Origin of the sequence: Paucibacter sp. XJ19-41 (genome assembly GCF_028462495.1) — a bacterium.
Classification (GTDB): domain Bacteria; phylum Pseudomonadota; class Gammaproteobacteria; order Burkholderiales; family Burkholderiaceae_C; genus Roseateles_E.
In genome coordinates this window covers 1-22609 of the sequence record NZ_JAQOWX010000028.1, presented here as the reverse complement: position 1 = coordinate 22609, position 22609 = coordinate 1, and the positions used below count along the sequence as shown (strand labels likewise).

The window sequence follows — 22609 nt, the reverse complement described above, 5'->3', positions numbered from 1 at the left end:
CCTACCCCTTCTTGATGCGCTCTTCCAAACGCGCGCGCACCGAGGGTGACACGAATTTGGAAACATCACCGCCCAAGGTGGCAATCTCGCGCACAAAGGTGCTGGAGATGAACTGGTAATGGTCCGAGGGGGTCAGGAAGACGGTCTCGACATCGGGCATCAGCTGGCGGTTCATGCCGGCCATCTGGAATTCGTACTCGAAGTCGCTGACGGCGCGCAGGCCGCGCACCACCACCTTGCCGCCGTTCTCGATGACGAAGTCGCGCAGCAGGCCGCGAAAGGGGATCACCTCGATATTCGGGTACTTGGACGACAGCTCCTGGGCCATCGCCAGGCGCTCCTCGATCGTGAACATCGTGCGCTTGTGATGGCCAGCCGCCACCGCGATGATCAGCCGCTCGAACAAGCGGCTGGCACGGCGGATCAGATCCTCATGACCCAGCGTCATCGGATCGAAGGTGCCGGGATAGACGGCGGTGAGAACAGTCACAGAGGTCAAACGGCGCTCCTGGTTAGACGCCCGGATTATCCCCGCGCCGCAGCAACTGGTAGTAAACAGCCCCCGCCCGGCCCGATTTCCAGACGTCGAGCCCCAGTTCGGGTGGCGCCGCGATCAGATCCGGCGCTTCCAGATAGATGAGGCCACCGTCCACCAGCAGCGGCGTGGCGGCACACAAGGCGGCCTCGAACAACTCCTGGCCGAATGGCGGGTCGAGCAACACGAGCTCGAAACGGGCCGGCGCCGAGCGGGTCATCCAGCCCAGTGCATCAGTGCATTCGACGCGCAGTTGCTCGGCCTTCAACCGCAGGGCGCTGGCCTTCAGACTGCGCACCAGCTCGGCGTCACGCTCCAGCAGCAACACCTCGTCGGCACCGCGCGATGCCGCCTCGAAGCCGAGGGCGCCGCTGCCGGCAAAGGCATCGAGCACCCGCCAGCCAACGAGGTCCTGGCCCAGCCAGTTGAACAGCGTTTCGCGCACGCGGTCGGATGTCGGGCGCAAGCCCGGTTTGGTGGCCACTGGAAGCTTCGAGCGCTTCCACTGGCCGCCAATGATGCGAACCTCACTCATTGACGAACAGGAATGCCACGCGCAGCCATCAAGGCCTTGGCCTCGCCGACCGTGTGCTGTCCATAGTGAAAGATGCTGGCGGCCAGCACCGCATCGGCGCCGCCTTGCTGCACGCCGTCGGCCAGATCGTCCAGCGAGCCGACACCGCCGGAGGCGATCACCGGCACGTTGATCGCGTCGCTGACGGCGCGAGTCAGCGCCAGATCGAAGCCGCTCTTGGTGCCATCGCGGTCCATGCTGGTCAAGAGGATCTCGCCGGCCCCGTGCTCGGCCATCTGCCTGGCCCAGCTGACGGCATCCAGGCCGGTGTTCTTGCGGCCTCCGTGGCTGTAGACATCCCAGCCCTGCCCATCGTCACGGCGCTTGGCATCGATCGCGACGACGATGCACTGGGCGCCGTACTTCTCGGACGCATCGCGGATGACTTGCGGATTGGCGATCGCGGCCGAGTTGAAGCTGACCTTGTCGGCCCCGGCGTTCAGCAGGCGCCGCACATCGGCCACCTCGCGCACGCCACCGCCCACGGTCAGCGGGATGAAGACCTGGCTGGCGACGGCCTCGATGATGTGCAGGATCAGATCGCGGCCATCGCTGGTCGCGGTGATGTCCAGAAAGGTCAGCTCGTCGGCGCCCTGCTCGTTGTAGCGGGCGGCGATCTCGACCGGATCACCGGCGTCGCGCAGTTCCAGGAAGTTGATGCCCTTGACGACGCGACCGCCGGTCACATCCAGGCAGGGGATGATGCGCTTGGCCAGCATCGCCCGCTCAGCCCCGGCTCAGCTCGTCGGCGCGCACCTGGGCAGCGGCCAGGTCGAGCGCGCCGGTGTAGATGGCGCGGCCGCAGATCACGCCCTCGACGCCCTCGTCCTCGACCGCACACAGCGCCTCGATATCGGCCATATTCGACAGGCCGCCGGAGGCGATCACCGGGATGGTCAGCGCCCGCGCCAGCTTGACGGTGGCCTCGATATTGATGCCGGTCAGCATGCCGTCGCGGCCGATATCGGTGTAGATCACACCCTCGATGCCGTAGTCCTGGAACTTCTTGGCCAGATCGATCACCTCGTGGCCGGTCAGCTTGCTCCAGCCGTCGGTCGCGACCTTGCCGTCCTTGGCATCGAGGCCGACGATGATGTGGCCGCCAAACGCGGTGGCCGCGTCCTGCAGAAAGCCGGGGTTCTTGACCGCGGCCGTGCCGATGATGATGTAGCTCAGGCCGTCATCGAGGTAGCGCTCGATGGTGTCGAGGTCGCGGATGCCGCCACCCAGCTGCACCGGGATCTCGCTGCCGACCTCGCGCAGGATGGCCTTGATGGCCGGTTCATTGACCGGTTTGCCGGCAAAGGCCCCGTTGAGGTCCACCAGATGCAGGCGGCGCGCGCCGGCGTCCACCCATCTTCGGGCCATCGCGGCGGGGTCCTCGCCAAAGGTGGTGGAGACATTCATGTCGCCTTGTTCAAGGCGAACACACTTGCCGTCTTTCAGGTCAATCGCAGGGATCAGCAGCATGGCCGAGGCAGGGGTGGTGAGAAATGGGAGAAGAGGGACGAGACCAAGTGCAGGGGAAGAAGACGTGGATGTCCTCAAGGCTTCCAAAGCAGGAAGTTGCGATACAGGGCAAGCCCGAGCGCGGCACTTTTCTCAGGGTGGAATTGGGTAGCAAAAATATTATCCCGGGCCACCGCACAGGTAAAGCGCAGGCCGTACTCGGTTTCCCCCGCGCTGTGGTGCGCATCTAACGGCTGCGCATAAAAACTGTGCACGAAATAAAACCAGGATTCGTCGGGCACGCCGGCCCAGACCGGGTGGGGCCGGCTCTGGCGCACACGGTTCCAGCCCATCTGCGGCACCTTGTAGCGGCTGCCATCGGGCTGGATCTGGCCTTCGAGCCTGAAACGCCTGACCTGGCCCGGGATCAGACCCAGGCCCGGCGTGTCCTGTTCCTCGCTGTGGTCCAGGAGCATCTGCATGCCGACGCAGACGCCCATCAGCGGCTTGTTCGCGGCGGCGTCGAGCACAGCCTCCTTCAGACCGGAGTCGGCCAGTTCGCGCATGCAGTCACGCATCGCGCCCTGGCCCGGCAGCACGACCCGCTCGGCGGCATAGACCTCCTCGGGCTTGGCGGTGATCACCACGTCCAGGCCCGAGTCCTGCGCCACATGCAGCACGGCCTGCGACACCGAGCGCAGATTGCCCATGCCGTAATCGACAACCGCAACGGTCCTGTTAGCCCCTCGACGAACGGGTACGTTCGCCGATCCCCCGAGGGGATTCGGGCCGGCTTGGGGCGGCCCGGCGCTCGGCCCGATGACCTGGCCCATCAGAGGGTCCCCTTGGTCGAGGGGATCACGCCCGCGCTGCGCGGATCCAGGGTCATCGCCATGCGCAGCGCGCGGCCGAAGGCCTTGAACATGGTCTCGGCCTGGTGGTGGGCGTTGTGACCCTTCAGGTTGTCGACATGCAGGCTGACCAGGGCGTGGTTGACAAAGCCCTGGAAGAACTCGAAGGTCAGCTGGGTGTCGAAGGCACCGATGCTGCCGGCGGTGAATTTGCAGTCCATCTGCAGGCCCGGGCGGCCGGAGAAATCAACCACCACGCGCGACAGCGCCTCGTCCAGCGGCACATAGCTGTGGCCGTAGCGGGTGATGCCCTTCTTGTCGCCGATGGCCTGGGCCACGGCCAGCCCCAAGGTGATGCCCACATCCTCGACCGTGTGGTGGCCATCGATGTGCAGGTCGCCCTTGGCCTCGATGTCCAGATCGATCAGGCCGTGGCGGGCGATCTGGTCCAGCATATGGTCGAAGAAACCGATGCCGGTATTGAGCTTGGCCTCACCGCTGCCGTCCAGATTGACGCGCACCCTGATCTGGGTTTCCTTGGTGTTGCGGCTGACTTCGGCAATGCGTGGGGCGCTCATGACAGACTCTCTTTCAGTGCGGCCAGCATCGCCGCGTTTTCCTCGGGCGTGCCCACCGTGATGCGCAGGCAGTTGGCCAGCAGCGGGTGCATGGCCGAGACATTCTTGATCAGCACGCCTTTGGCCTTCATCGCGTCGAAGCTGCGTGCCGCGTCGGCCACCCTGGCCAGAATCATATTGCCCTGGCTCGGATAAGGCCGGATGCCGGGCATTTGCGCCAGCTCGGCCAGCAGGCGCTCGCGTTCGGCGCGCAGGATCTCGGCCTGCTGCGCATAGACCTCGGCATGCTCCAGCGCGAACAGCCCGGCCTCGGCGTTCAGCACGCCGATATTGAAGGGCGGGCGGACCTTGTCGATTTCCTGGATCAGCGCCTGCTGCCCGATCAGGTAGCCGATGCGCACGCCGGCCAGGCCGAACTTGCTCATCGTGCGCATCACCAGCACATGCGGATACCTGGCCAACAGGCCCATCGCATCGCGCTCGGCAAAGGGCTGGTAGGCCTCGTCCATCACCACCAGGCCTGGTGCCGCCTCGATGATGCGCTCGATAACGCCGGCATCCCACAGATTGGCGGTCGGGTTGTTCGGATAGGCCAGATAGATCAGGGCCGGCTGCTGCTGCGCGATCGCGGCCAGCATCGCCGCCTCGTCGAGCTCGAAATCGGCCGTCAGCGGCACGCCGACAAAGCCCAGGCCCTGGTAGCGCGCCGAGATCTCGTACATCACGAAACTGGGCAGCGGCGACAGGATCTTCGCGCCGGGGCGGCTGATCGCCATGGACAGCATCGTGATGATCTCGTCCGAGCCATTGCCCAGCGTGATGGCGCAGCCCGCCGGCATGCCGGCATGCGCGGCCAGTGCGGCGGCCAGCACGCCGGTGCGCGCCGCAGGGTAGCGGTTGATCGCGACCCGGCCCAGGCGCTCGCCCAGCTCGCGCTGCAGCGCCTCGGGCAGCCGGAACGGGTTCTCCATCGTGTCCAGCTTGATCAGGCCGGCGGCGCTTTGCACCGGATAGGCCTGGGTGGCGCGCACATCGTCACGGATGCGAGCCAGGCTTTGTTGCGTCAGTCGGTCCATGCGCTGGGCTCGCTCTGCAAGGGGTTGAGGATTCGTACGCTATCGAGCTGCTGCTCATGCGGCAGTTCCAGGCTCAGGAGCAGCTCGCAGCCCTGGGCCTTGGCGGCCGCGACGATCAGCGCGTCGGCATAGGCCAGGCCGAAGCGGCTCTCGATCGACCAGGCGCTCTCGACCGTCGCATGGTCGATGGCCCAGGGATTCCAGCGCTGGTAGCGCCGCACCTCGGCGCGGGCATCGCCATTGGGCATGGGCGGCTGGATGCGGGTCGTGACCAGGCGGTAGAAGTCGTTGAGCACCTGGGTCGAGACCCGGCCGGCGCGCTGCTGCCACAGCAGCATCAGCCAGGCCAGCGCCTTGACCCGGGCCTCGGGATCGGCGCCGTCCTCGCTGAGTATCAGCACCGAGGTGTCGACAAACACGGGCTTCATTTTTCAGCGCTCCGCGCCGGATAGGCAGTACCGTCCGAAACCCAGGAGCGCTCGCGGTGCAGCCAGTCCTGCAGCGCGCGCTGATAGGCGTCGTCATGCCGCATCTTCTCGGCCAGCATCTCGCCGACCAGGCGGGACACGCTGGTATTGCGCCGCGCGGCCTCCAGCCGGGCCCATTCGGCGACGCTGTCCTCCATGCTGACGGTCACGTTCTTCATGGTTCGAAATTTAACACGAAGTTCGTGTTGCACGAAGTTCGTGTTCATTTCACCCCTAAGACCGTCTTGAGTCAGGAGGTGCTCGTCCTCAACAACCAGTAGCCGGGTTGCCGGCGGTCCGGCGCAATGGCGAAAACGACGATTTCCGCCAGGTCGTCGCGATACACGATGGTGAAAGGAAAACCTTTGACTTTCGTCCTTCTGGTATTCGCCGGCCCCGGCGCGCCGCCGCTTGGGAAACGGCGAATCAGGCCCATCGAGGCATTGACCGCCTCGCGGAAACACCGCCCTGCTGCTTCGCTCTTGGCTGCGTAGTACCCGGTCTCATGCAGGAACTCGGCACGGGCTTCCTCGCGGATGCGCAGGCGCTTCAAGGGGCGATGCGTGCAGCTTCGGCCATCACCTCGTCCAACTCATACAGCCGCCCTTCGCCGCGGTCGTGCGACGCCACGCGCCGCTCAATCTCCTGGGTCCATGCGTCGTCAACAGCGCTTGTTTCCTGACGCGACTCGAGAAGAAGATCGAGCAGCCGCACCCGGTCATCCGGGGGAAGTGAGCGGCCTTGGGCCGCGAGTTCAGAAACGAGGTCTGCCATGGCTCAGCTCCTGTATGCGCAAAGAGTCTACCCCCGCCGAGTCAGTTCTTCAGCCGCATCTCCGCCGCCCGTGCATGCCCTTGCAGGCCTTCGCCATAAGCCAGTTCGGCCGCGATCGGCCCCAGTTTCTGGGCGCCGGCCTCGCTGACCTCGATCAGGCTGCTGCGCTTCTGGAAGTCATACACCCCCAGCGGCGAGGAGAAGCGCGCGGTGCCCGAGGTCGGCAGCACATGGTTGGGGCCGGCGCAGTAGTCGCCCAGCGAGTCACTGGTGTAGGCGCCGAGGAAGATCGCACCGGCGTGGCGCAGCAGCGGTTCCCAACGATGCGGATCGGCGCTGGACACCTCCAGATGCTCGGGCGCGATGCGGTTGGAAATTTCGCAGGCCTCGTCCATAGAGCGGGTCTGGATCAAGGCGCCACGGCCTTCCAACGAAGCGCGGATCACCGCCTCGCGCGGCATCGTCGGCAGCAGGCGCTCGATAGCCTCGCGCACCTGCTCGATATAGGCCGCGTCCGGGCACAGCAAGATGCTCTGCGCCAGTTCGTCGTGCTCAGCCTGGCTGAACAGGTCCATCGCCACCCAGTCCGGCGGCGTCGTGCCATCGGCCAGCACCAGGATCTCGCTGGGACCGGCAATCATGTCGATGCCGACCTGGCCGAACACATGCTTCTTCGCACTGGCCACATAGGCATTGCCGGGGCCGGTGATCTTGTCGACGCGCGGCACCGTCGCCGTGCCATAGGCCAGCGCCGCGACGGCCTGGGCGCCGCCTATCGTGAAGGCGCGGTGCACGCCCGCCACATAGGCGGCGGCCAGCACCAGCGGGTTCTTGTCGCCCTTGGCGCCGTTTGAGGCGCCATCCCTGCGGGCTGGCGTGGGCACCACCATGATGATCTCGGGCACGCCGGCCACCTGGGCGGGAATGGCATTCATCAGCACGCTGCTCGGGTAGGCGGCCTTGCCACCGGGCACATAGATGCCGACACGGTCCAGCGGGGTCACTTTTTGCCCCAGCAGCGTGCCGTCCTCGTCGCGATAGCTCCAGCTCAGGCCGCAGGCCTGCTTCTGGCGCTCGTGATAGCTGCGCACGCGCTCGGCAGCGGCCTGCAGCGCGCCGCGCTGGGCCGGGGTGATGGCCTCGAAGGCAGCCTTCAATTCCTCGCGCGTCAGTTCCAGCGCGGCCACCGTGTCGGCCTGCAGGCCGTCAAAGCGGGCCGTGTACGCCAGCACGGCCGCATCGCCGCGGGCACGCACATCGGCCAGGATCTCGGCCACGCGGGTTTCGATGGCCGAATCGGTCTCGGCCGACCAGTGCAGCACACGCTGGAACTCGGCTTCGAAGTCGGGGCTGGCGGTATTCAGTTGGCGGAGCTTCAAGGACATCATGCGGCTCATTTCGGGATGGCAGAGGCGAAGGCGTCGATCAGACGGCGCAGCGGTTCGCGCTTGAGCTTCAGCGCGGCCTGGTTGACGACCAGGCGGGCCGAGATGTCCATGATGAACTCGACCTCGCTCAGCTGATTGGCGCGCAGGGTGTTGCCGGTGGAGACCATATCGACGATGGCGTCGGCCAGGCCCGTCAGTGGCGCCAGCTCCATCGAGCCGTAGAGCTTGATCAGATCGACGTGCACGCCCTTCTCGGCGAAATGCTGGCGCGCGATCTCGGTGTACTTGGTGGCCACGCGAATGCGCGAGCCCTGCCGGACGGCGCCCGCGTAGTCAAAACCCTGGCGCACCGCCACGCTGACGCGGCACTTCGCGATGTTCAGGTCCAGCGGCTGGTAGAGGCCCGCGCCGCCATGCTCGATCAGGATGTCCTTGCCGGCCACGCCCAGATCGGCACCGCCATGCTGGACATAGGTGGGCACGTCGGAGGCACGCACCATCACGATGCGGACCTCGGGGTTGCTGGTCGCAAGAATCAGCTTGCGCGAGGTCTCGGGGTCTTCCAACACCTCGATACCGGCGGCGCGCAGCAGCGGCAGGGTGTCGTCGAAGATGCGGCCTTTGGAGAGAGCCAGGGTGATCATGGTGCGTCTGTCGTCCTTGTGAATCGGGTTCAGCGGGACGGCAGCGGGTTCACCTAGCGGCGCCTCGCCGCCACCCGCTTGCAGAAAAGCGGATGGCGCTCAGGAATGATGGTGCTCGGCCGGGGAAGCAGCATGCTCGGCCGGCGTCAGTGTTTTCATGGAGAGCGCGTGGATCTGCTCGCGCATGCGGTCACCCAGGGCCTGGTACACGCGCTGATGGCGGCGCACACGGGACAGGCCTTCGAACTCGGTGGAGACGATGGTGGCGAAGAAATGCCGGCCGTCGCCCTCGACCTGCAGCGCTTGGCAGGGCAGGCCGTTGGCGATGAATTGCTGAACTTCTTGGGGAGTGGGATCGGCCATGGTGAGCAGGATTCTACTAAGAGCGGATCTTGTAGCCGCGGCGCAGCAGTTCCAGCGCCAGGGCGGCGAGCGCCAGAAAGCTCACGCCGACCAGGCCCAGGCTGATCCAGGGCGAGACATCGCTGACACCGAAGAAGCCGCGCCGGAAGCCGTCGATCATGTAGAAGAAAGGGTTCAGATGGCTGACGCCCTGCCAGAACGGCGGCAGCGATTTGATCGAATAGAACACGCCGGACAGAAAGGTCATCGGCATGATGATGAAGTTCTGGAACGCAGCAATCTGGTCGAACTTCTCCGCCCACAGCCCCGCGATCAGGCCCAGGCTGCCCATGATGGCGGCGCCCAGCACGGCGAAGGTGACGATCCACAGGGGATTGGCCAGGCCCGGCGGCGCAAACCAGAAGGTCACGACGATCACGCCCAGCCCGACCACCAGGCCGCGCACGATGGACGCGCCGACATAGGCAACGAACCAGGCCCAGTGCGACAGCGGCGTCACCAGCAGGAAGACCAGATTGCCGGTGATCTTGCTCTGTATCAAGGACGAGGAGCTGTTGGCAAAGCTGTTCTGCAGCACGCTCATCATCACCAGGCCCGGGATCAGGAAGCTGGTGTAGCCGACCGAGTCATAGACCTTCACATGATCCTCCAGCACGTGGCCGAAGATCAGCAGATAGAGCACGGCGGTCAGCACCGGCGCGGCGACGGTCTGGAAGCTGACCTTCCAGAAGCGCAGCACTTCCTTGTAGAACAGCGTCCGAGCGCCTTGCAAACGGATGGCGCTCATTGATGGGCTCCTTGCATGATTTCCAGAAACACGTCTTCCAGATCGGCGCGGCCGATCTCCAGGTCTTCGACCGGGCAGCCCGCCGCGCGCAGGGTCGACAAAATGGTCTCGACCTCGGCCGCGTCATGGGCCTTGATCTGCACGATGCGGCCGGTGACGCGCGACTGATCGAGCAGCGCGGCCGGCAGCGCCGCATCGGTCTTGAAGCGCAGCATCGTCGAGGCCTTGCCCTTGAGCAGCTCGGAGGTGCTGTCCAGCGCGACGATGCGGCCCTGCTTGAGCATCGCGATGCGCTGGCACAGGGCCTCGGCTTCCTCCAGATAGTGCGTGGTCAGCAGCACCGTGTGGCCCTCGCGGTTCAGGCGCGCGATGAAGGCCCACAGGGTCTGGCGCAGCTCGACGTCGACGCCGGCGGTCGGCTCGTCCAGCACGATGACCGGCGGGCGGTGCACCAGGGCCTGGGCTACCAGCACGCGGCGCTTCATGCCGCCGCTGAGCTGGCGCATATTCGCATGGGCCTTGTCGGCCAGGCCGAGGTTCTCCAGCAACTCGTCGATCCAGGCCTCGTTGCCCTTCACACCGAAATAGCCGCTCTGGATCTTCAACGACTCCCGGACGCTGAAGAAGGGATCGAACACCAGCTCCTGCGGCACGATGCCCAGGGCCTTGCGCGCCGCCGCATAGTCGCTGACCACATCGTGGCCGAGCACCTTGACCGCGCCGCCGCTGGCCTGCGACAGCCCGGCCAGAATGCTGATCAGGCTGGTCTTGCCGGCACCGTTCGGGCCCAGCAGGCCGAAGAACTCGCCGGGCTGGATGTCGAAGGACACGCCATCAAGAGCCCGGACCTGCCCTCCCCGGTATGTTTTGCTGACGTTCTGGAAACTGATGGCGGGCTGGTCGGCCGGCAGGGGCTGGATAGGCATGGGCGCGCATTGTAGGGAGCGCCCACCAATCCCGCTCGGCAAAGGGTTTGCCCGGGGCCAGGCTGCGCAAAGCGCACAAGCCTTGATGCCAGAATCGACGCCATGGTCACCAAGAAACCGCGCCGTACCGCGGAACGCATCCTCGAAGTCACGCTGGACTTGTTCAACCGCTTCGGCGAGCCCAATGTCTCGACCACGCTGATCTCGGCCGAGCTCAATATCAGCCCCGGCAATCTCTACTACCACTACCCAGCCAAGGACGAGCTGATCAACTCGCTGTTCGGCAACTACGAACGCGAGCTCGGCGAACTGCTGGGCGCGGCCGACAATGTGCGCCATGTCGAAGACGCCTGGCTGTTCTTCCATATGCTGATCGAGCTGATCTGGAAGCACCGCTTTCTTTATCGTGACCTGAACGATCTGCTGAGCAAGAATCGCAAGCTGGAGACGCATTTCCAGAGCGTGCTGGAGAGCAAGGCGCGGGCCATGCGCGCAGTGCTGGCCGGGCTGCAGTTCGGCGGCGCGCTGAAGATGGAGGCCCGCGAGGCCCCGCCGGTGGCCAACTCGATGGTGGTGCTGATGAGTTACTGGCTGAGCTACGAATATGTGCGCAACCCGCGCAACGCGCTGGAACCGGCCCAGGCCGGTGCGGCGCTGATGCGCGGCGCCTTCCATGTGCTGAGCCTGTTGCTGCCCTATCTGGAGAGCAACTCGCGCGAGCATCTGTTTGCCCTGGCGGGCAAGTATCAAGAGATGGATAGCTAGGAGCTGATGATGGCCAAGTGGACCGCCTTCCCCTATGACAACACCGCCTACCAGTACGACGCGGCGGCGCTGAAGAAGCACTGGGCGCGCCTGCATGCCGGCGACGCCGAGCCTTGGCCCAAGGAGGCGGCCGTGGTCCAGGCCTGGATCCATTTCCATGCCGGCGAATTCCAGAAAGCCTATGAAGCCGGGCTGGCCGCAGGCGCCGCAGGCACCACGGTCGCCAACAAGGCCCAGGCCATCTACGCCAACTACCTGGAGAAGAAGGAACAGACCAAGCTGGAGATGTTCCTGGAGGTGGCGGGCCGGGCCGAGGCCCAGCAGGCCGACGAGCCCAAGAATCCCAACGCCTGGTACTGGCAGGCCTACGCGCTGGGTCGCTATGGCCAGGGCATCAGCGTCACCAAGGCCCTGGCCCAGGGCCTGGGCGGCAAGGTCAAGGGCGCGCTGGAGACCACCATCAAGCTCGCGCCCAAGCATGCCGATGCCCATATCGCCTTGGGCGCCTTCCATGCCGAGGTGATCGACAAGGTCGGCAAGCTGCTGGGCAAGACCCAGGGCGCCGATGCTGCGACCGGCCTGGCGATGTTCGCCCAGGCCGTCAAGCTCAATCCCAGCAGCGCGATCGCGATGATCGAACGGGCCAACGGCCTGGTGATGCTGGAGGGCGACAAGCGCATGAAGGAGGCCGAGACGCTGTATGCCGACGCGGCGGCCTGCGAGCCGCTGGATGCGATGGAGTGTCTGGACGTCGAGCTGGCGCGGGAAGAGCTGGACGAGTGAAAACTCCGGGCTTTCCCGCCCCGCAAGCAGGGTGAGGCCGGCGCGAAAGCCTGACGCTAAGCTCCGCTCCGTCACCAACACCCCAACGCAAAATGAAGAACACCCTGCTCGCCCTGCTGCTGGCCCCGCTGGCCGTCACCGCATCCTGGGCCTCCTCCAGCCCAGAGATCCAGGCCTTGCGCGCCGACTGCGCCAGCAGCTACAGCGCCAAGCTCGGCACCCCGGCCGCCGACGAGCACCACTTCGTCTACGCCAAGGGCCAGTACAAGGGCGAGCACCGTGCCGGCCAGAGCCTGGCCTGCACCGAGTCGCAGTACGCCGCCTATCTGGACAAGGCCGACCCGGGCCGCGTGATGGCGGCCTACCCCAGCGCCGCCGGCCGCCCCAAGGCCAAGTAAGCCTCAGTCGCAGTCGCCCCAAGGCAGCATCAGCGCAAGCAGCAAGAGCTTGTTGAACTCGGGCGCAAAGCGCTCGACGATGGCCTCGGGGTCGGGGCACAGGGTGCTGTCGGTGATCAGGCCGAACTGCACCTGGCCGGCATAGGTCAGGATGCTGACCCCCATGCCGACATCGCCGGACTGCGGCACCCAGAACATCACCCGCGTCACCGTGGAGCCGCAAAAGCTCAGAGCCTGGGCCGGCCCCGGCACATTGGTGACGACGGCCGTGGTCTTCTTCGCGAAGATGTTCAGCATCGCATGCTGGACCGGCTTGATCAGCAGCCCGGCGACCGACAGCAGGCCGAAGGCCAGCACCGGCTGGAAGCTGCCCTTGAGCTCCTGCATCCGCGCCTTCACCGCATACAGCCGCTCGACCGGATTGGCGATGCCGATCGGCAGCACCAGCGGCACCAGACCGAAGCGGTTGCCGAGCTGATAAGCCTTCTCCAGCGGCCGCAGATTGACCGGCACCATGGTGCGGATCTCCTTGCCCGCCGGATCCTCGCCGCGCTCGGCCAGATAGCTGCCGATTGCACCGGCCACGCAGGACAAGAGCACATCATTGATCGAGGCATTCATCGCCTTGCCGACCGCCTTGACCGCGTCCAGCGGCAGGCCATCGGCCCAGGACACCCGCTTGGCACCGCCGGGCTTGCCCTTGAGCCGGGTCGGCGAATCGTCCGGCATCAGCGCAAAGGCCGCGATATCGCTGACGGCCTGATAGCCGATGCGCGCCATCTCCATCGAGCTGTCGACCGGATGCGGCGGATCAATCCAGGCATCGACGCCCTTGGCCGCGCCGGCGCCGGCCATGCGGATCGCCTTGATGCTCATATCGCTGAGCGGGCGCAGCAAGGTGTCGGTCAGCCAGTCCTGATCGTCGCGCGGCTGCTGCTGTCGCTTGGGCGGCGCCTTGCCGCCATCGGTGATCGACAGCATCACCGCGATCAGCGCAATGCCGTCGGCAATGCAGTGGTGTATGCGCGCCAGCAACACGCTCTGCCCGTCCTCGAAATCCTCGATCAGCTGGAACTGCCACAGCGGCCGGGCGGCGTCCAAGGGCGTGGCCGCCAGCTCGCCGACCCGGGCCTGCAGCGCGGCCTCGGCGCTCTGGCCGCGCAGCGGCAAGAGGATCTCGGCCTGCACATGGTTGGCGATGTCGAAGTCCTCATCCTCCACCCACTGCGCCCCCAGCGCGTCCTCGACCACCTTCTGGCGAAAGCGCGTGTACTGCAAGAGCCTGGCCTCGACCCGCTCGCGCAGCGCCGCCAGCGTGATGCCGGGCCGGATATACCAGACGCCGACAATCATCATCAGATTGGCGTCGGTATCCATGCGCAGCCAGGCGGTATCCACCCGCGACATGCGTTCATGCAGCTGTGCCAAGTCCGTCTCCTTGATGTTCTAGAGTTCTGTGCCCAGACAATGCTGGTTAACATCGCCAGCGTCCATCCCGATCAACACCAAGCAGGAGACATTCAAGATGAGCCTGAAAGACCAGTTCGAAGCCGCCGTGGCCGGATCCAAGAGCCTGCCCGAGCGCCCCGACAATATGACCCTGCTGAAGCTCTACGCGCTCTACAAGCAGGGCAGCAGCGGCGATGTCGAAGGCTCCCGCCCCGGCTTCACCGATATGGTCGGCCGCGCCAAATGGGACGCATGGAACGAGCTGAAGGGCACGGCCAGCGAAGAGGCCATGCAGCAGTACATCGACTTGATCGAATCGCTGAAATAAGGCCCCGACCCGGGACCTCGATTGCCAAGCGACCGCTCAGGTCGCTTTTTTCTTTTTGGCTGCCGTCTTTGCCGCAGCACCGGCGGCCAGCAGGCCGTCCAGCTCCTTCTGGATCTCGCCCTCGATGGTGGACTTGAAGGCCCCCAGCAGCAGGCCCAGCTTGGCATGCAGATCGAAATGGTCGGCCGCGACGATCAGCTCGCCCTTGACGCCCGAGCGTGTGAAGGTGACCGTGTCGCTGGTCTTGCCCTCCAGCACCGCGCACTCCATATCGAATTTGGCCTCGACCTGCTCGGCCCAGGCCCAGGCGATCTCGCGGGCTTTTTTCAGGCCCAGTTCATGATCGCGGTGGATGCGGATATCGGCCATCGGGGTCTCCTAGGGATTCATCAATAGTTGTTGGCGCCGCTGCGCCTTCGGCAAGTCTGCCAGACGCCGAACCTCGGCATGGAAAGCCGGCCAGTCGCGGCCCTGCCGCTCGAACAGCGCCTCGAAAGCCGGGCTCAGCTGGTGGTAGGTGGCCAGCAGGGCCAGGCTGGCGTTGTTGGCGCGCGCATACCAGGCCTCGTAGCCAGGCAGCGGCGCGGCGCGCATCTGCTGCAGCAGCTCGGCCTTGGCCGTGCGCTTGGCCGTCTCGTCGAGCGGGCCGGCATACAGGGCCTCCAGCTTCTGTCGCCAGGCCATCGCTTCGGCTTGGAAGCGCCGGCGCAGCTCGTCGCCCTGCAGATACTGCTCGCGGGCCGCCGCCCGCTCGGGGCCGGCCAGCCAGGCCAGCACGCCCAGGCGCTCCACCGTGGTGGCGAAGGACTCGTTGAACTCGGTATCGTCGGCCGCATAAGCGACCTGATGCGCCAGCTCGTGAAAGATCATGCGCGCCAGCTCGCCCTCGGGATAGGCGATGAAGGTGTTCAGCAGCGGATCGCCGCCGAACAGCCGGCTCCAGCCCAGCGTCGAATAGGCCGGCACGCCATAGACCAGCACCTCCCACCCTTCGTCGGCGCGCCGCCGCTGCGCATAGGCCTCGGCCTCGGCCCGGTCGAAAAAGCCGCGATAGCCGGCGCAGCCCATCACCGGATAGCACCAGGTCGTCAGGCGCAGGCTCAGCTCCGGCGTCGCGACCACATTCCAGACCGCCGCGCCGCGCCGCAGATCGGCGTAGCGGCGGTAGCTGGCGTTATCGGGCAGGCCCAGTTCGCGGCTGGCGAAATCGCGGATGCGCTGGCTTAACTCCAGACGCTCGCGCAGCGAAGCGTCGAGCGCCGGATCCGCCACCAGCTCCGGCACTGGCCTGGCGGCCCCGACCAGGCGCAGATGACCGCCGACCGCCTGACCCAGATAGCCGATCTGCGCGCAGCCGCTCAGCAGCGCTGCGGCCATCAAGCCCAGGCAGGCCGCCGCCCTCACCGCGCCGATTCCACCTCGACCAGGCAGTCGTAAAAACTCGGTGCCCGGCCCAGATCGGTCAGGCGCTGGTGCGTCACTTCGTTGACATTGCTGCCGCGCAGACCCAGCTTGCGCCACCAGACGCCCAGACCGTTGACAACACCGGGGCGCGCCCGCGTGCTGATGCGGGCGATGCAGTGGTAGCTGCCACGCTCGTTGAACACCCGCACCTCGGCGCCATCGGCCAGGCCGCGTGCGGCCGCATCGTCGGCATGGATCTCCAGCAGCGGCTCGCCCTCGATATCGCGCAGGCTCTTGACGTTGACGAAGCTGCTGTTGAGGAAGTTGCGCGCCGGCGGCGAGATCATCGCCAGCGGGAAGCGCGCGGCCAGTTCGGGTGTCGAGGCCGCGCTCTCGTAATTGGGCAGATAGTCGGCACCGCCGGCCTGGGCGCGGCCGCTGGGGGTCAGGAACTGACCCTGCGCAAACGGCGCCTCGGCCAGCGGCAGCGATTGCCAGCCCTGCGCGCGCAGGGCCTCGACGTCGATCGCATCGGTGAAGGCCGGGCGGGCCCGGTCCTCGTCGCTGTCCAGGAAGCAGGCCTCGGTGTAGCCCCTCGCCGCCGCCAGCTCGCGGAAGATCTGCGGGTTCGGCTTGGCCTCGCCCAGCGGCGCAATGGCCGGCTCATTGATCAGCACATCGGTATGGCCGTAGCTGGTGTGCACATCCAGATGCTCGAGCTGGGTCGTGGCTGGCAAGACATAGTCGGCCAGATCGGCCGTGTCGGTCATGAAGTGCTCCAGCACCACGGTGAACAGATCGGCGCGCTGAAAACCCGCCACCACCTTGGGCGACTCGGGCGCCACCGCGACCGGATTGCTGTTGTAGATGATCAGGGCCTGGATCTTCGGGCCGAACTCGTCGGAGCCCTCGCGCAGCAGATCGTCGCCGATGGTGCTCATATTGATCAGCCGCGCCGGCGCGCTGCCGCGCAGCTCGGGGCATTCGAGCGCCGGGTTCTTGAAGGGCGCGAACCAGCCCGAGCTCGACAGCAGCAGGCCGCCGGCGCGGTGTCGCCAGGCCCCGGTCAGGCAGGGCAGCAAGGCGATCAGCCGCACCGCATTGCCGCCACCGCGCACGCGCTGCATGCCGTAGTTCAAGCGGATCGCGGCAGGCGCCTCGACCATGTTTCGGTGCCCGTAGTCGCGCGCCAGGCCGCGCACCTCGTCCGCGCCGATGCCGCAGACCTCCGCCGTGCGCTCGGGCGGCCAGGCCAGGGCCTTGGCGCGCAACTCGTCCCAGCCCTCGACATGGGCGCTCAGATAGTCATGGTCCAGCCAGCCATGGGCGATCAGCTCATGCATCAGCCCCAGCGCCAGCGCACCGTCGGTGCCGGGCAGCAAGGCGATGTGCTGGTGGCATTTGTCGGCCGTCTCGGTCTTGCGCGGGTCGATGCAGATCAGCTTCGCGCCCTCGCGCTTGGCCTTCATCGCATAGGTCCAAAAATGCAGATTCGATGCGATCGAGTTGCTGCCCCAGATCAGGATCAGGCGGCTCTCGGCGAAATAGGGCAGGTGCATGCCCAGCTTGTGGCCATAGGTCGCGCTCAGCGCGGCCGCGCCGGCCGAGGCGCAGATGGTGCGGTCCAGGCAGGAGGCGCCCAGCTTGTTGAAGAAGCGCCCCGCCATCGCCTCGCCCTGCAACAGGCCCATGGTGCCGGCATAGCTGTAGGGCAGCACGGCCTGCGGGGGCAGGGCCTTGAGCCGCGCGGCAATGTCGGTCAAGGCCTGACCCCACTCGACCGGCTCGAAGCGCGGCGCCTCATGCTTGGCGCTGACCCGCTTCAGCGGCCGCAGCACCCGCTCGGCGTGGTAGGTCCGCTCCGGATAGCGCGAGACCTTGGTGCACAGCGCACCATGGGTGCTCGGATGGTCGGGCTGGCCCTGCACCTTGATGACGCGGCCGGCCTCGACCGTGATGCGCAGCGCGCAGGTGTCCGGGCAGTCGTGAGGGCAGGCACCTTTCACGGTAGTCGTATCTGATGGTGACAAGGCAGCGGCAATCGAGTTCATCCGCGAACTATTGCACAGAGCCGATAGCCCCATGGGCGCTACCCTTGAGCCCTGCCATTTTTGACCCCTTCATCCCCCTCAGGAGAGCCGATTTGCAACGACGTCACTGCCTCACCGGCCTGGCCGCACTGACCCTGCCGGCCTGGCTGCAAGCCCAGGAGCGCCGCCGCATCGTGCTCGGCCAGTCGGCCCCGCTGACCGGCCCCGCCGCCCAGCTGGGCCTGCAGATGCAGGCCGGCGCCAAGCTGCATTTCGACGCCGTCAATGCGGCCGGCGGCATCAACGGCCTGCCCATCGAGCTGCGCACGCTGGACGACGGCTACGAGCCCGAGCGCTGCAAGGCCAATACCGAGAAGTTCATCGCCGAGGATGTGTTCGCGCTGTTCGGCTATGTCGGCACGCCGACCTCACTGGCGGCGCTGCCGCTGGTCAATCAGCACAAGATCCCCTTCTTCGCGCCCTTCACCGGTGCCGAGGCGCTGCGCGAGCCGGCCAGCCGCTGGGTTTTCCATGTGCGCGCCTCCTACTTCGACGAGACCGCACTGATCGTCAAGCAGCTGACCCAGCTGAGCCTGAACAAGATCGCCGTGTTCCACCAGAACGACGCCTATGGCCGGGCCGGCCTGGAGGGCGTGCAGCGGGCGATGCAATCCCGTTCGCTGAAACCCCAGGCCATCGGCACGGTGGAGCGCAACAGCGTCGATGTGGCCGCCGCCGTCAAGGCCCTGGTGCCGGGCGCGCCTGAGGCCATCGTGATGATCAGCGCCTACAAGAGCTGCGCCGCCTTCATCCGAGAGGCCCGCAAGGCCGGCTATGGCGGTGTGTTCTACAACGTCTCCTTTGTCGGCACCCAGTCGCTGTCCGACGAGCTGGGCAAGCAGGCACTGGGCGTGGTCGTCAGCCAGGTCATGCCCTACCCCTTCGGCTCCGCCATCGGCATCGTCGAGGAATACCAGACGGCGGTGCAGCGCGCCGGGGGCGATCTGCGCCCCAACTACACCGGCATGGAGGGCTTTCTGGCCGCCAAGGTGTTCAGCGAAGGCCTGCGCCGCATGGGGCGGCCCAGCCGCGAGGGCCTGGTGGCCGCGCTGGAGGGCATGCAGAACTACAACGCCGGCGGCTTCACGGTGAAGTTCGGCCCCGGCAAGCATGTGGGATCCAGCTTTGTCGAGCTGTCGATGCTGACCGGGGACGGCAAGGTCAGGCGCTGAGCCCCCGCTGCAGACGGCGCCACCCCCGGGTAAACTGACCCGACACCGGCGCCGGCCTGCCGCCGCGCGCCTCCCATCCTACGGAGTGCCGCCATGAAGTTGATCGACTCAATCCTGGCCGATGCGCCAAGCATCGCGACCCTGCGACGAGATATTCACGCCCACCCAGAGCTCTGTTTCCAGGAAGAACGCACCGCCGATGTGATCGCGCGTGCGCTGACCGAATGGGGTATTCCCGTGCATCGGGGCCTGGGCAAGACGGGCGTCGTCGGCATCATCAAGAACGGCACGAGCGACCGCGCGGTGGGCCTGCGCGCCGACATCGACGCGCTGCCGATGACCGAGCACAACCAGTTCGCCCATGCCAGCAAGCACCCCGGCAAGATGCACGCCTGCGGCCATGACGGCCACACCGCGATGCTGCTGGCTGCCGCCAAGCATCTGGCCAAGCACCGCAATTTCGATGGCACCGTCTATCTGGTCTTCCAGCCCGCTGAAGAGGGCGGCGGCGGCGCCCGCGTGATGATCAAGGCCGGCCTGTTCGACAAGGTCCCGAGGGCGGCGATGTTCGGCGCGCACAACTGGCCCGGCATGGCGGCCAGCCAGTTCGCCGTCAGGAGCGGCCCGGTGGTCGCGTCCAGCAACGCATTCAAGATCGTGATTCGCGGCAAGGGCTCGCACGCGGCGCTGCCGCACAACGGCATCGACCCGGTGCCGGTGGCCTGCCAGATGGTGCAGGCCTTCCAGACCATCATCACGCGCAACAAGCGGCCGATCGACGCCGGCGTGATCTCGGTGACGATGATCCACACCGGCGAGGCCACCAATGTCGTGCCCGACAGCTGCGAGATCCAGGGCACGGTGCGCACCTTCACCCTGGAGGTGCTGGACCTGATCGAGCGCCGCATGAAGGCCATCGCCGAAGCCACCTGCCAGGCCTTCGAGGCCACTTGCGAATTCAGCTTCCACCGCAACGACCCGCCGACGATCAACCACGCAAAGGAAACCGACTTCGTGCGCGCAGTGCTGGGCGATGTGGTCGGCGCGCAGAACGTGCAGGAGTTCGAGCCGACCATGGGCGCCGAGGACTTCAGCTTCTTCCTGCTCGAAAAACCCGGCTGCTATTTCCTGATCGGCAATGGCGACGGCACGCACCGCGAAGGCGGCCATGGCCTGGGCCCCTGCATGCTGCACAACCCCAGCTATGACTTCAACGACGAGCTGATCCCGCTGGGCGGTTCGATGTGGGTGCGCATGGCCGAAACCTGGTTGAACTCGCCCAAGCCCTGATGTCCGCTGCCCTCTTCTTTTCGCAGAGCTACGCCGAGGCGCGCGGCAAGTTCCTGGCCGCCGTCGAGGCCGCCGGGCTGGACAATGAGCCGCACTGGCATCCGCTGCTGGGTCGCGACGGTGAGCGCCTGGCCATGGATGTGGTGCGCCAGGGCCCGCGCGATGCGAAGCGGCTGCTGATCATCAGCAGCGCCTGTCACGGCGTCGAGGGCTTTTGCGGCTCGGGCGTGCAGACCGGCCTGCTGTCCGATCCGGACTGGCATGAAGCCGTCAAGACCAGCGGCGTGGCCGTGCTCTATATCCACGCGCTGAACCCGCATGGCTTCTCCTGGTGGCGCCGCGTCACACAGGAGGGGGTGGACCTGAACCGCAACTTCCACGACTTCCACCAGCCGCTACCGCACAACGCCGGCTACGACGAGATCGCCGCTGCGCTGATCCCGGCGCACTGGCCGCCGACGCCGGCCGACGAGGCGGTACTGTCCGACTATGCCGCCCGGCACGGCGAGCGCGGGCTCCAGACCTCGATCACCAGCGGCCAGTACGCCCATGAGCTGGGCCTGTTCTACGGCGGCCATGCGCCGACCTGGAGCAATGTCACCCTGCGCCATGTGCTCGAAGAACAGGGCCAGGCTGCCGAGGCGATCGCCTGGATCGATCTGCACACCGGCCTGGGCCCCAGCGGCCATGGCGAGCGCATCTTTGCCTGCAAGAACGATGCGGCCGCGCTGGCGCGCGCACGCGCCTGGTGGGGCCCCGAGGTGACCTCGATCTACGACGGCAGTTCCAGCTCGGCCCCGCTGGTGGGCCTGATGTGGACCGCCGTCGCCGATGCCTGCCCCGATGCCGCCTACACTGGCATCGCGCTGGAATACGGCACCCTGCCGCTGGATCAGATGATTGGCGCGCTGCGCGCCGACCACTGGCTGGAGGCCCATCCCGAGGCGCCGGCCGAGCAGGCCGCCCAGATCAAGCGCCAGATCCGTGATGCCTTCTATATCGATAGCTACGAGTGGAAACAACAGATCCTGGACCAGGCCCAGCAAGCCGCCCGCCAGGCGATCCGGGGGCTGAGCGCATGACGACCGCCGCACCGATCGAAGCCGACACCCGCGCCTGGCTGGAGAAGGCCGTGATAGGCCTGAATCTCTGCCCCTTCGCCAAGAGCGTGCATGTCAATAATCGGCTGCGCTATGTGGTTAGCAGCGCGACCACGCCCGAGGAACTGCTGAAGGAGCTGGCCAAGGAGCTGCTGCTGCTGCGCCGCAGCGATCCCGACGAGATCGAGACCACGCTGGTGATACACCCGCAGGTGCTGCAGGACTTCCTCGACTTCAACGACTTCATCGGCGCCGCCGATGCCCTGGTCGAAGACCTGGAGCTGGACGGCGAGCTGCAGATCGCCAGCTTCCATCCCCAGTACCAGTTCGATGGCACCGCGCCGGACGACATCAGCAACTACAGCAATCGCGCGCCCTACCCGACCCTGCACATCCTGCGTGAGAGCAGCATCGAGCGCGCGGTGGACACCATGGCCGACACCGATGCGATCTACGAAGCCAATATGGCGACCTTGGAGAAGCTCGGTCTGGACGGCTGGAAGGCGCTCGGGCTGAAGCCCTGATCATGATGTCCTGATTTGACCGCAGGCGGTCCGGACCCGGCGCGACGCGGTGGGCTCCCGGCGGCAAGATCGATGCACTCAAACCCATCGGAGTGCCCGTCATGAAAACCGCCCTGCTGCTGATAGACATCCAGGAATCCTTTCGCCACCGCCCCTACTGGAGCGGGGTCGATCTGCCCGACTTCCTGGCCGCCAACGCCCGCCTGATAGAAGGCGCACAGGCCCTGGACCTGCCCATCGTCCGCATCCTGCACAGCGACGGCCCGGAGCGCGCCGACAACGCCTTCGCGCTGGTCTCGGGCCTGGTCACGCCGCTGGAAGAACTGCCGCGCTACGAGGCGGCCGCCGAGTTCATCAAGCACCGGCACAGCGCCCTGGTCGGCACCGGCCTGGCGGTCTGGCTGCACCAGCACGGCATCCAGCGTCTGATCGTCAGCGGCATCCGCAGCGAGCAATGCTGCGAGACCACCACCCGCCATGCCAGCGACGAGGGCTGGCTGGTCGACTATGTGAGCGAGGCGACGCTGACCTTCGCGATGACGCACGCCAGCGGTACCACGCTCAGCGCGGCCGAGCTGAAGCTGCGCACCGAGACCGTGCTGCAGGACCGCTTCGCCCAGGTCTGCACGGCCGAGCAGGCGCTGCAGCGGGCCCGGCAGGCGCTCGGGCGTTAAGCTGGCGGTCATGTCCGCAATTGATGTCTTGATGCTGGTGCAGCCGCGCGCGCTGCTGCTGGACCTGGCCGGGCCGGCCGAGGCCTTCCGGCTGGCCAACCAGGCCCTGGCCGGGCGCGGCCGGCCGCCGGCCTTTCGGCTGCGCTTCATCGCGGCGCAGCCGCAATGCCTCAGCTCGGTAGGCCTCGCGGTCGCCGGGCTGGAGCCGCTGCCGGCGGCG

The 22609-nt window shown here is 66.5% G+C and carries 29 protein-coding genes and 1 pseudogene; 10 read left to right on the top strand and 20 right to left on the bottom strand.

Annotated elements, in window-relative coordinates; translation table 11 throughout:
* Position 1 precedes the first annotated feature (1 nt).
* The 16 genes from coaD to PO768_RS09740 form a co-directional block, all read right to left on the bottom strand.
* Complete coding sequence (gene coaD / locus PO768_RS09815) at positions 2-499, bottom strand: pantetheine-phosphate adenylyltransferase (protein ID WP_262970149.1); 498 nt, start codon at positions 497-499, stop codon at positions 2-4.
* Between the two features lie 13 nt (positions 500-512).
* Positions 513-1070: a 16S rRNA (guanine(966)-N(2))-methyltransferase RsmD gene (gene rsmD / locus PO768_RS09810; protein WP_272645905.1), complete on the bottom strand. Its 558-nt coding sequence runs from the start codon at positions 1068-1070 to the stop codon at positions 513-515.
* Positions 1067-1828 carry an imidazole glycerol phosphate synthase subunit HisF gene (gene hisF, locus PO768_RS09805; RefSeq protein ID WP_272645904.1) on the bottom strand — a complete coding sequence of 254 codons (762 nt, stop codon included), beginning with the start codon at positions 1826-1828 and terminating at the stop codon, positions 1067-1069. The genes rsmD and hisF overlap by 4 nt, the downstream gene beginning before the upstream one ends.
* A 7-nt stretch (positions 1829-1835) precedes the next feature.
* Positions 1836-2579 (bottom strand): 1-(5-phosphoribosyl)-5-[(5-phosphoribosylamino)methylideneamino]imidazole-4-carboxamide isomerase, encoded by a 744-nt coding sequence (hisA, locus tag PO768_RS09800; RefSeq protein ID WP_137943716.1) that lies wholly within the window; start codon positions 2577-2579, stop codon positions 1836-1838.
* Positions 2580-2653: 74 nt separating this feature from the next.
* Entirely contained in the window at positions 2654-3391 is a 738-nt protein-coding gene (hisH, locus tag PO768_RS09795) for an imidazole glycerol phosphate synthase subunit HisH (RefSeq protein WP_272645903.1), read from the bottom strand.
* Positions 3391-3987, bottom strand: a complete 597-nt coding sequence (gene hisB / locus PO768_RS09790; RefSeq protein ID WP_272645902.1) for an imidazoleglycerol-phosphate dehydratase HisB — start codon at positions 3985-3987, stop codon at positions 3391-3393. Before hisB ends, hisH begins: the two co-directional genes overlap by 1 nt.
* Positions 3984-5063, bottom strand: a complete 1080-nt coding sequence (hisC, locus tag PO768_RS09785) for a histidinol-phosphate transaminase (protein ID WP_272645901.1) — start codon at positions 5061-5063, stop codon at positions 3984-3986. The genes hisB and hisC overlap by 4 nt, the downstream gene beginning before the upstream one ends.
* Positions 5051-5491: a PIN domain-containing protein gene (locus PO768_RS09780; RefSeq protein ID WP_272645900.1), complete on the bottom strand. Its 441-nt coding sequence runs from the start codon at positions 5489-5491 to the stop codon at positions 5051-5053. The genes hisC and PO768_RS09780 overlap by 13 nt, the downstream gene beginning before the upstream one ends.
* A complete protein-coding gene (locus tag PO768_RS09775) occupies positions 5488-5709 on the bottom strand; it encodes a CopG family transcriptional regulator (protein WP_272645899.1) in 222 nt (73 codons plus the stop codon). The genes PO768_RS09780 and PO768_RS09775 overlap by 4 nt, the downstream gene beginning before the upstream one ends.
* 71 nt (positions 5710-5780) lie before the next feature.
* A complete protein-coding gene (locus PO768_RS09770; protein ID WP_272645898.1) occupies positions 5781-6083 on the bottom strand; it encodes a type II toxin-antitoxin system RelE/ParE family toxin in 303 nt (100 codons plus the stop codon).
* Complete coding sequence (locus PO768_RS09765; RefSeq protein WP_272645897.1) at positions 6080-6304, bottom strand: addiction module protein; 225 nt, start codon at positions 6302-6304, stop codon at positions 6080-6082. The genes PO768_RS09770 and PO768_RS09765 overlap by 4 nt, the downstream gene beginning before the upstream one ends.
* Before the next feature lie 41 nt (positions 6305-6345).
* Positions 6346-7689: a histidinol dehydrogenase gene (gene hisD / locus PO768_RS09760; protein ID WP_442953209.1), complete on the bottom strand. Its 1344-nt coding sequence runs from the start codon at positions 7687-7689 to the stop codon at positions 6346-6348.
* 8 nt (positions 7690-7697) lie between these two features.
* The gene (hisG, locus tag PO768_RS09755) at positions 7698-8336 is read right to left on the bottom strand and encodes an ATP phosphoribosyltransferase (protein WP_272645895.1); all 639 of its coding nucleotides are present in this window, start codon (positions 8334-8336) and stop codon (positions 7698-7700) included.
* A gap of 99 nt (positions 8337-8435) precedes the next feature.
* Positions 8436-8699 carry a BolA family protein gene (locus PO768_RS09750; protein ID WP_137943710.1) on the bottom strand — a complete coding sequence of 88 codons (264 nt, stop codon included), beginning with the start codon at positions 8697-8699 and terminating at the stop codon, positions 8436-8438.
* A 16-nt stretch (positions 8700-8715) separates the two neighbouring features.
* A complete protein-coding gene (locus PO768_RS09745; protein ID WP_137943770.1) occupies positions 8716-9471 on the bottom strand; it encodes an ABC transporter permease in 756 nt (251 codons plus the stop codon).
* 11 nt (positions 9472-9482) lie between these two features.
* Positions 9483-10412, bottom strand: a complete 930-nt coding sequence (locus PO768_RS09740) for an ABC transporter ATP-binding protein (protein ID WP_272645894.1) — start codon at positions 10410-10412, stop codon at positions 9483-9485.
* Between the two features lie 102 nt (positions 10413-10514).
* Between PO768_RS09740 and PO768_RS09735 the strand changes: the two genes are divergently transcribed.
* The 3 genes from PO768_RS09735 to PO768_RS09725 all read left to right on the top strand — a co-directional run bounded on the left by PO768_RS09735 (position 10515) and on the right by PO768_RS09725 (position 12358).
* Positions 10515-11177 carry a TetR/AcrR family transcriptional regulator gene (locus tag PO768_RS09735; protein ID WP_272645893.1) on the top strand — a complete coding sequence of 221 codons (663 nt, stop codon included), beginning with the start codon at positions 10515-10517 and terminating at the stop codon, positions 11175-11177.
* Between the two features lie 9 nt (positions 11178-11186).
* Complete coding sequence (locus PO768_RS09730; protein WP_137943707.1) at positions 11187-11960, top strand: hypothetical protein; 774 nt, start codon at positions 11187-11189, stop codon at positions 11958-11960.
* A 92-nt stretch (positions 11961-12052) separates the two neighbouring features.
* A complete protein-coding gene (locus tag PO768_RS09725) occupies positions 12053-12358 on the top strand; it encodes a hypothetical protein (RefSeq protein ID WP_137943706.1) in 306 nt (101 codons plus the stop codon).
* Positions 12359-12361: 3 nt separating this feature from the next.
* On the opposite strand, the gene PO768_RS09720 is transcribed toward PO768_RS09725, so the two are convergent.
* Entirely contained in the window at positions 12362-13765 is a 1404-nt protein-coding gene (locus tag PO768_RS09720; protein WP_137943769.1) for a wax ester/triacylglycerol synthase family O-acyltransferase, read from the bottom strand.
* 118 nt (positions 13766-13883) lie between these two features.
* Here PO768_RS09720 and PO768_RS09715 point away from each other — a divergent pair, with 118 nt between their 5' ends.
* On the top strand, positions 13884-14135 hold the full coding sequence (locus PO768_RS09715; RefSeq protein ID WP_137943705.1) for an acyl-CoA-binding protein: 252 nt from the start codon (positions 13884-13886) through the stop codon (positions 14133-14135).
* A gap of 36 nt (positions 14136-14171) precedes the next feature.
* Here PO768_RS09715 and PO768_RS09710 read toward each other — a convergent pair whose 3' ends face one another.
* From PO768_RS09710 to PO768_RS09700, 3 genes are read right to left on the bottom strand one after another with little or no spacing between them, the layout of a single operon-like run.
* Positions 14172-14504, bottom strand: a complete 333-nt coding sequence (locus PO768_RS09710; RefSeq protein ID WP_137943704.1) for a polyhydroxyalkanoic acid system family protein — start codon at positions 14502-14504, stop codon at positions 14172-14174.
* Between the two features lie 9 nt (positions 14505-14513).
* Positions 14514-15539: an aminopeptidase gene (locus tag PO768_RS09705; protein ID WP_336297759.1), complete on the bottom strand. Its 1026-nt coding sequence runs from the start codon at positions 15537-15539 to the stop codon at positions 14514-14516.
* Positions 15536-17590, bottom strand: coding sequence for a molybdopterin-containing oxidoreductase family protein (locus PO768_RS09700; protein ID WP_272645892.1), 2055 nt, complete (start codon positions 17588-17590; stop codon positions 15536-15538). The genes PO768_RS09705 and PO768_RS09700 overlap by 4 nt, the downstream gene beginning before the upstream one ends.
* A gap of 92 nt (positions 17591-17682) precedes the next feature.
* Here PO768_RS09700 and PO768_RS09695 point away from each other — a divergent pair, with 92 nt between their 5' ends.
* From PO768_RS09695 to PO768_RS09670, 6 genes and pseudogenes are all read left to right on the top strand, one after another.
* Complete coding sequence (locus PO768_RS09695; protein ID WP_336297758.1) at positions 17683-18801, top strand: ABC transporter substrate-binding protein; 1119 nt, start codon at positions 17683-17685, stop codon at positions 18799-18801.
* Positions 18802-18894: 93 nt separating this feature from the next.
* Positions 18895-20091, top strand: coding sequence for a M20 aminoacylase family protein (locus PO768_RS09690; protein ID WP_272645891.1), 1197 nt, complete (start codon positions 18895-18897; stop codon positions 20089-20091).
* On the top strand, positions 20091-21173 hold the full coding sequence (locus PO768_RS09685; RefSeq protein ID WP_272645890.1) for a M14 family metallopeptidase: 1083 nt from the start codon (positions 20091-20093) through the stop codon (positions 21171-21173). Before PO768_RS09690 ends, PO768_RS09685 begins: the two co-directional genes overlap by 1 nt.
* A complete protein-coding gene (locus PO768_RS09680) occupies positions 21170-21715 on the top strand; it encodes a DUF1415 domain-containing protein (RefSeq protein WP_272645889.1) in 546 nt (181 codons plus the stop codon). Before PO768_RS09685 ends, PO768_RS09680 begins: the two co-directional genes overlap by 4 nt.
* 101 nt (positions 21716-21816) lie before the next feature.
* Positions 21817-22389: an isochorismatase family protein gene (locus PO768_RS09675; RefSeq protein ID WP_272645888.1), complete on the top strand. Its 573-nt coding sequence runs from the start codon at positions 21817-21819 to the stop codon at positions 22387-22389.
* 10 nt (positions 22390-22399) lie between these two features.
* Positions 22400-22609: pseudogene (locus PO768_RS09670) on the top strand (GlxA family transcriptional regulator); the annotation flags it as partial.

Excerpts from the sequence above, each read along its gene's own strand:
- PO768_RS09680 (WP_272645889.1), top strand. The coding sequence starts at position 21,170 with ATGACGACCGCCGCACCGATCGAAGCCGACACCCGCGCCTGGCTGGAG.
- hisD (WP_442953209.1), bottom strand. The coding sequence starts at position 7,689 with ATGTCCTTGAAGCTCCGCCAACTGAATACCGCCAGCCCCGACTTCGAA.
- PO768_RS09685 (WP_272645890.1), top strand. The coding sequence starts at position 20,091 with ATGTCCGCTGCCCTCTTCTTTTCGCAGAGCTACGCCGAGGCGCGCGGC.
- PO768_RS09775 (WP_272645899.1), bottom strand. The coding sequence starts at position 5,709 with ATGAAGAACGTGACCGTCAGCATGGAGGACAGCGTCGCCGAATGGGCC.
- PO768_RS09700 (WP_272645892.1), bottom strand. The coding sequence starts at position 17,590 with ATGAACTCGATTGCCGCTGCCTTGTCACCATCAGATACGACTACCGTG.
- PO768_RS09765 (WP_272645897.1), bottom strand. The coding sequence starts at position 6,304 with ATGGCAGACCTCGTTTCTGAACTCGCGGCCCAAGGCCGCTCACTTCCC.
- PO768_RS09730 (WP_137943707.1), top strand. The coding sequence starts at position 11,187 with ATGGCCAAGTGGACCGCCTTCCCCTATGACAACACCGCCTACCAGTAC.
- PO768_RS09740 (WP_272645894.1), bottom strand. The coding sequence starts at position 10,412 with ATGCCTATCCAGCCCCTGCCGGCCGACCAGCCCGCCATCAGTTTCCAG.
- PO768_RS09725 (WP_137943706.1), top strand. The coding sequence starts at position 12,053 with ATGAAGAACACCCTGCTCGCCCTGCTGCTGGCCCCGCTGGCCGTCACC.
- PO768_RS09690 (WP_272645891.1), top strand. The coding sequence starts at position 18,895 with ATGAAGTTGATCGACTCAATCCTGGCCGATGCGCCAAGCATCGCGACC.
- hisH (WP_272645903.1), bottom strand. The coding sequence starts at position 3,391 with ATGGGCCAGGTCATCGGGCCGAGCGCCGGGCCGCCCCAAGCCGGCCCG.
- hisG (WP_272645895.1), bottom strand. The coding sequence starts at position 8,336 with ATGATCACCCTGGCTCTCTCCAAAGGCCGCATCTTCGACGACACCCTG.
- hisA (WP_137943716.1), bottom strand. The coding sequence starts at position 2,579 with ATGCTGCTGATCCCTGCGATTGACCTGAAAGACGGCAAGTGTGTTCGC.
- PO768_RS09780 (WP_272645900.1), bottom strand. The coding sequence starts at position 5,491 with ATGAAGCCCGTGTTTGTCGACACCTCGGTGCTGATACTCAGCGAGGAC.
- PO768_RS09675 (WP_272645888.1), top strand. The coding sequence starts at position 21,817 with ATGAAAACCGCCCTGCTGCTGATAGACATCCAGGAATCCTTTCGCCAC.
- PO768_RS09710 (WP_137943704.1), bottom strand. The coding sequence starts at position 14,504 with ATGGCCGATATCCGCATCCACCGCGATCATGAACTGGGCCTGAAAAAA.
- PO768_RS09750 (WP_137943710.1), bottom strand. The coding sequence starts at position 8,699 with ATGGCCGATCCCACTCCCCAAGAAGTTCAGCAATTCATCGCCAACGGC.
- PO768_RS09715 (WP_137943705.1), top strand. The coding sequence starts at position 13,884 with ATGAGCCTGAAAGACCAGTTCGAAGCCGCCGTGGCCGGATCCAAGAGC.
- PO768_RS09735 (WP_272645893.1), top strand. The coding sequence starts at position 10,515 with ATGGTCACCAAGAAACCGCGCCGTACCGCGGAACGCATCCTCGAAGTC.
- rsmD (WP_272645905.1), bottom strand. The coding sequence starts at position 1,070 with ATGAGTGAGGTTCGCATCATTGGCGGCCAGTGGAAGCGCTCGAAGCTT.
- PO768_RS09720 (WP_137943769.1), bottom strand. The coding sequence starts at position 13,765 with ATGTCGCGGGTGGATACCGCCTGGCTGCGCATGGATACCGACGCCAAT.
- hisB (WP_272645902.1), bottom strand. The coding sequence starts at position 3,987 with ATGAGCGCCCCACGCATTGCCGAAGTCAGCCGCAACACCAAGGAAACC.
- hisC (WP_272645901.1), bottom strand. The coding sequence starts at position 5,063 with ATGGACCGACTGACGCAACAAAGCCTGGCTCGCATCCGTGACGATGTG.
- hisF (WP_272645904.1), bottom strand. The coding sequence starts at position 1,828 with ATGCTGGCCAAGCGCATCATCCCCTGCCTGGATGTGACCGGCGGTCGC.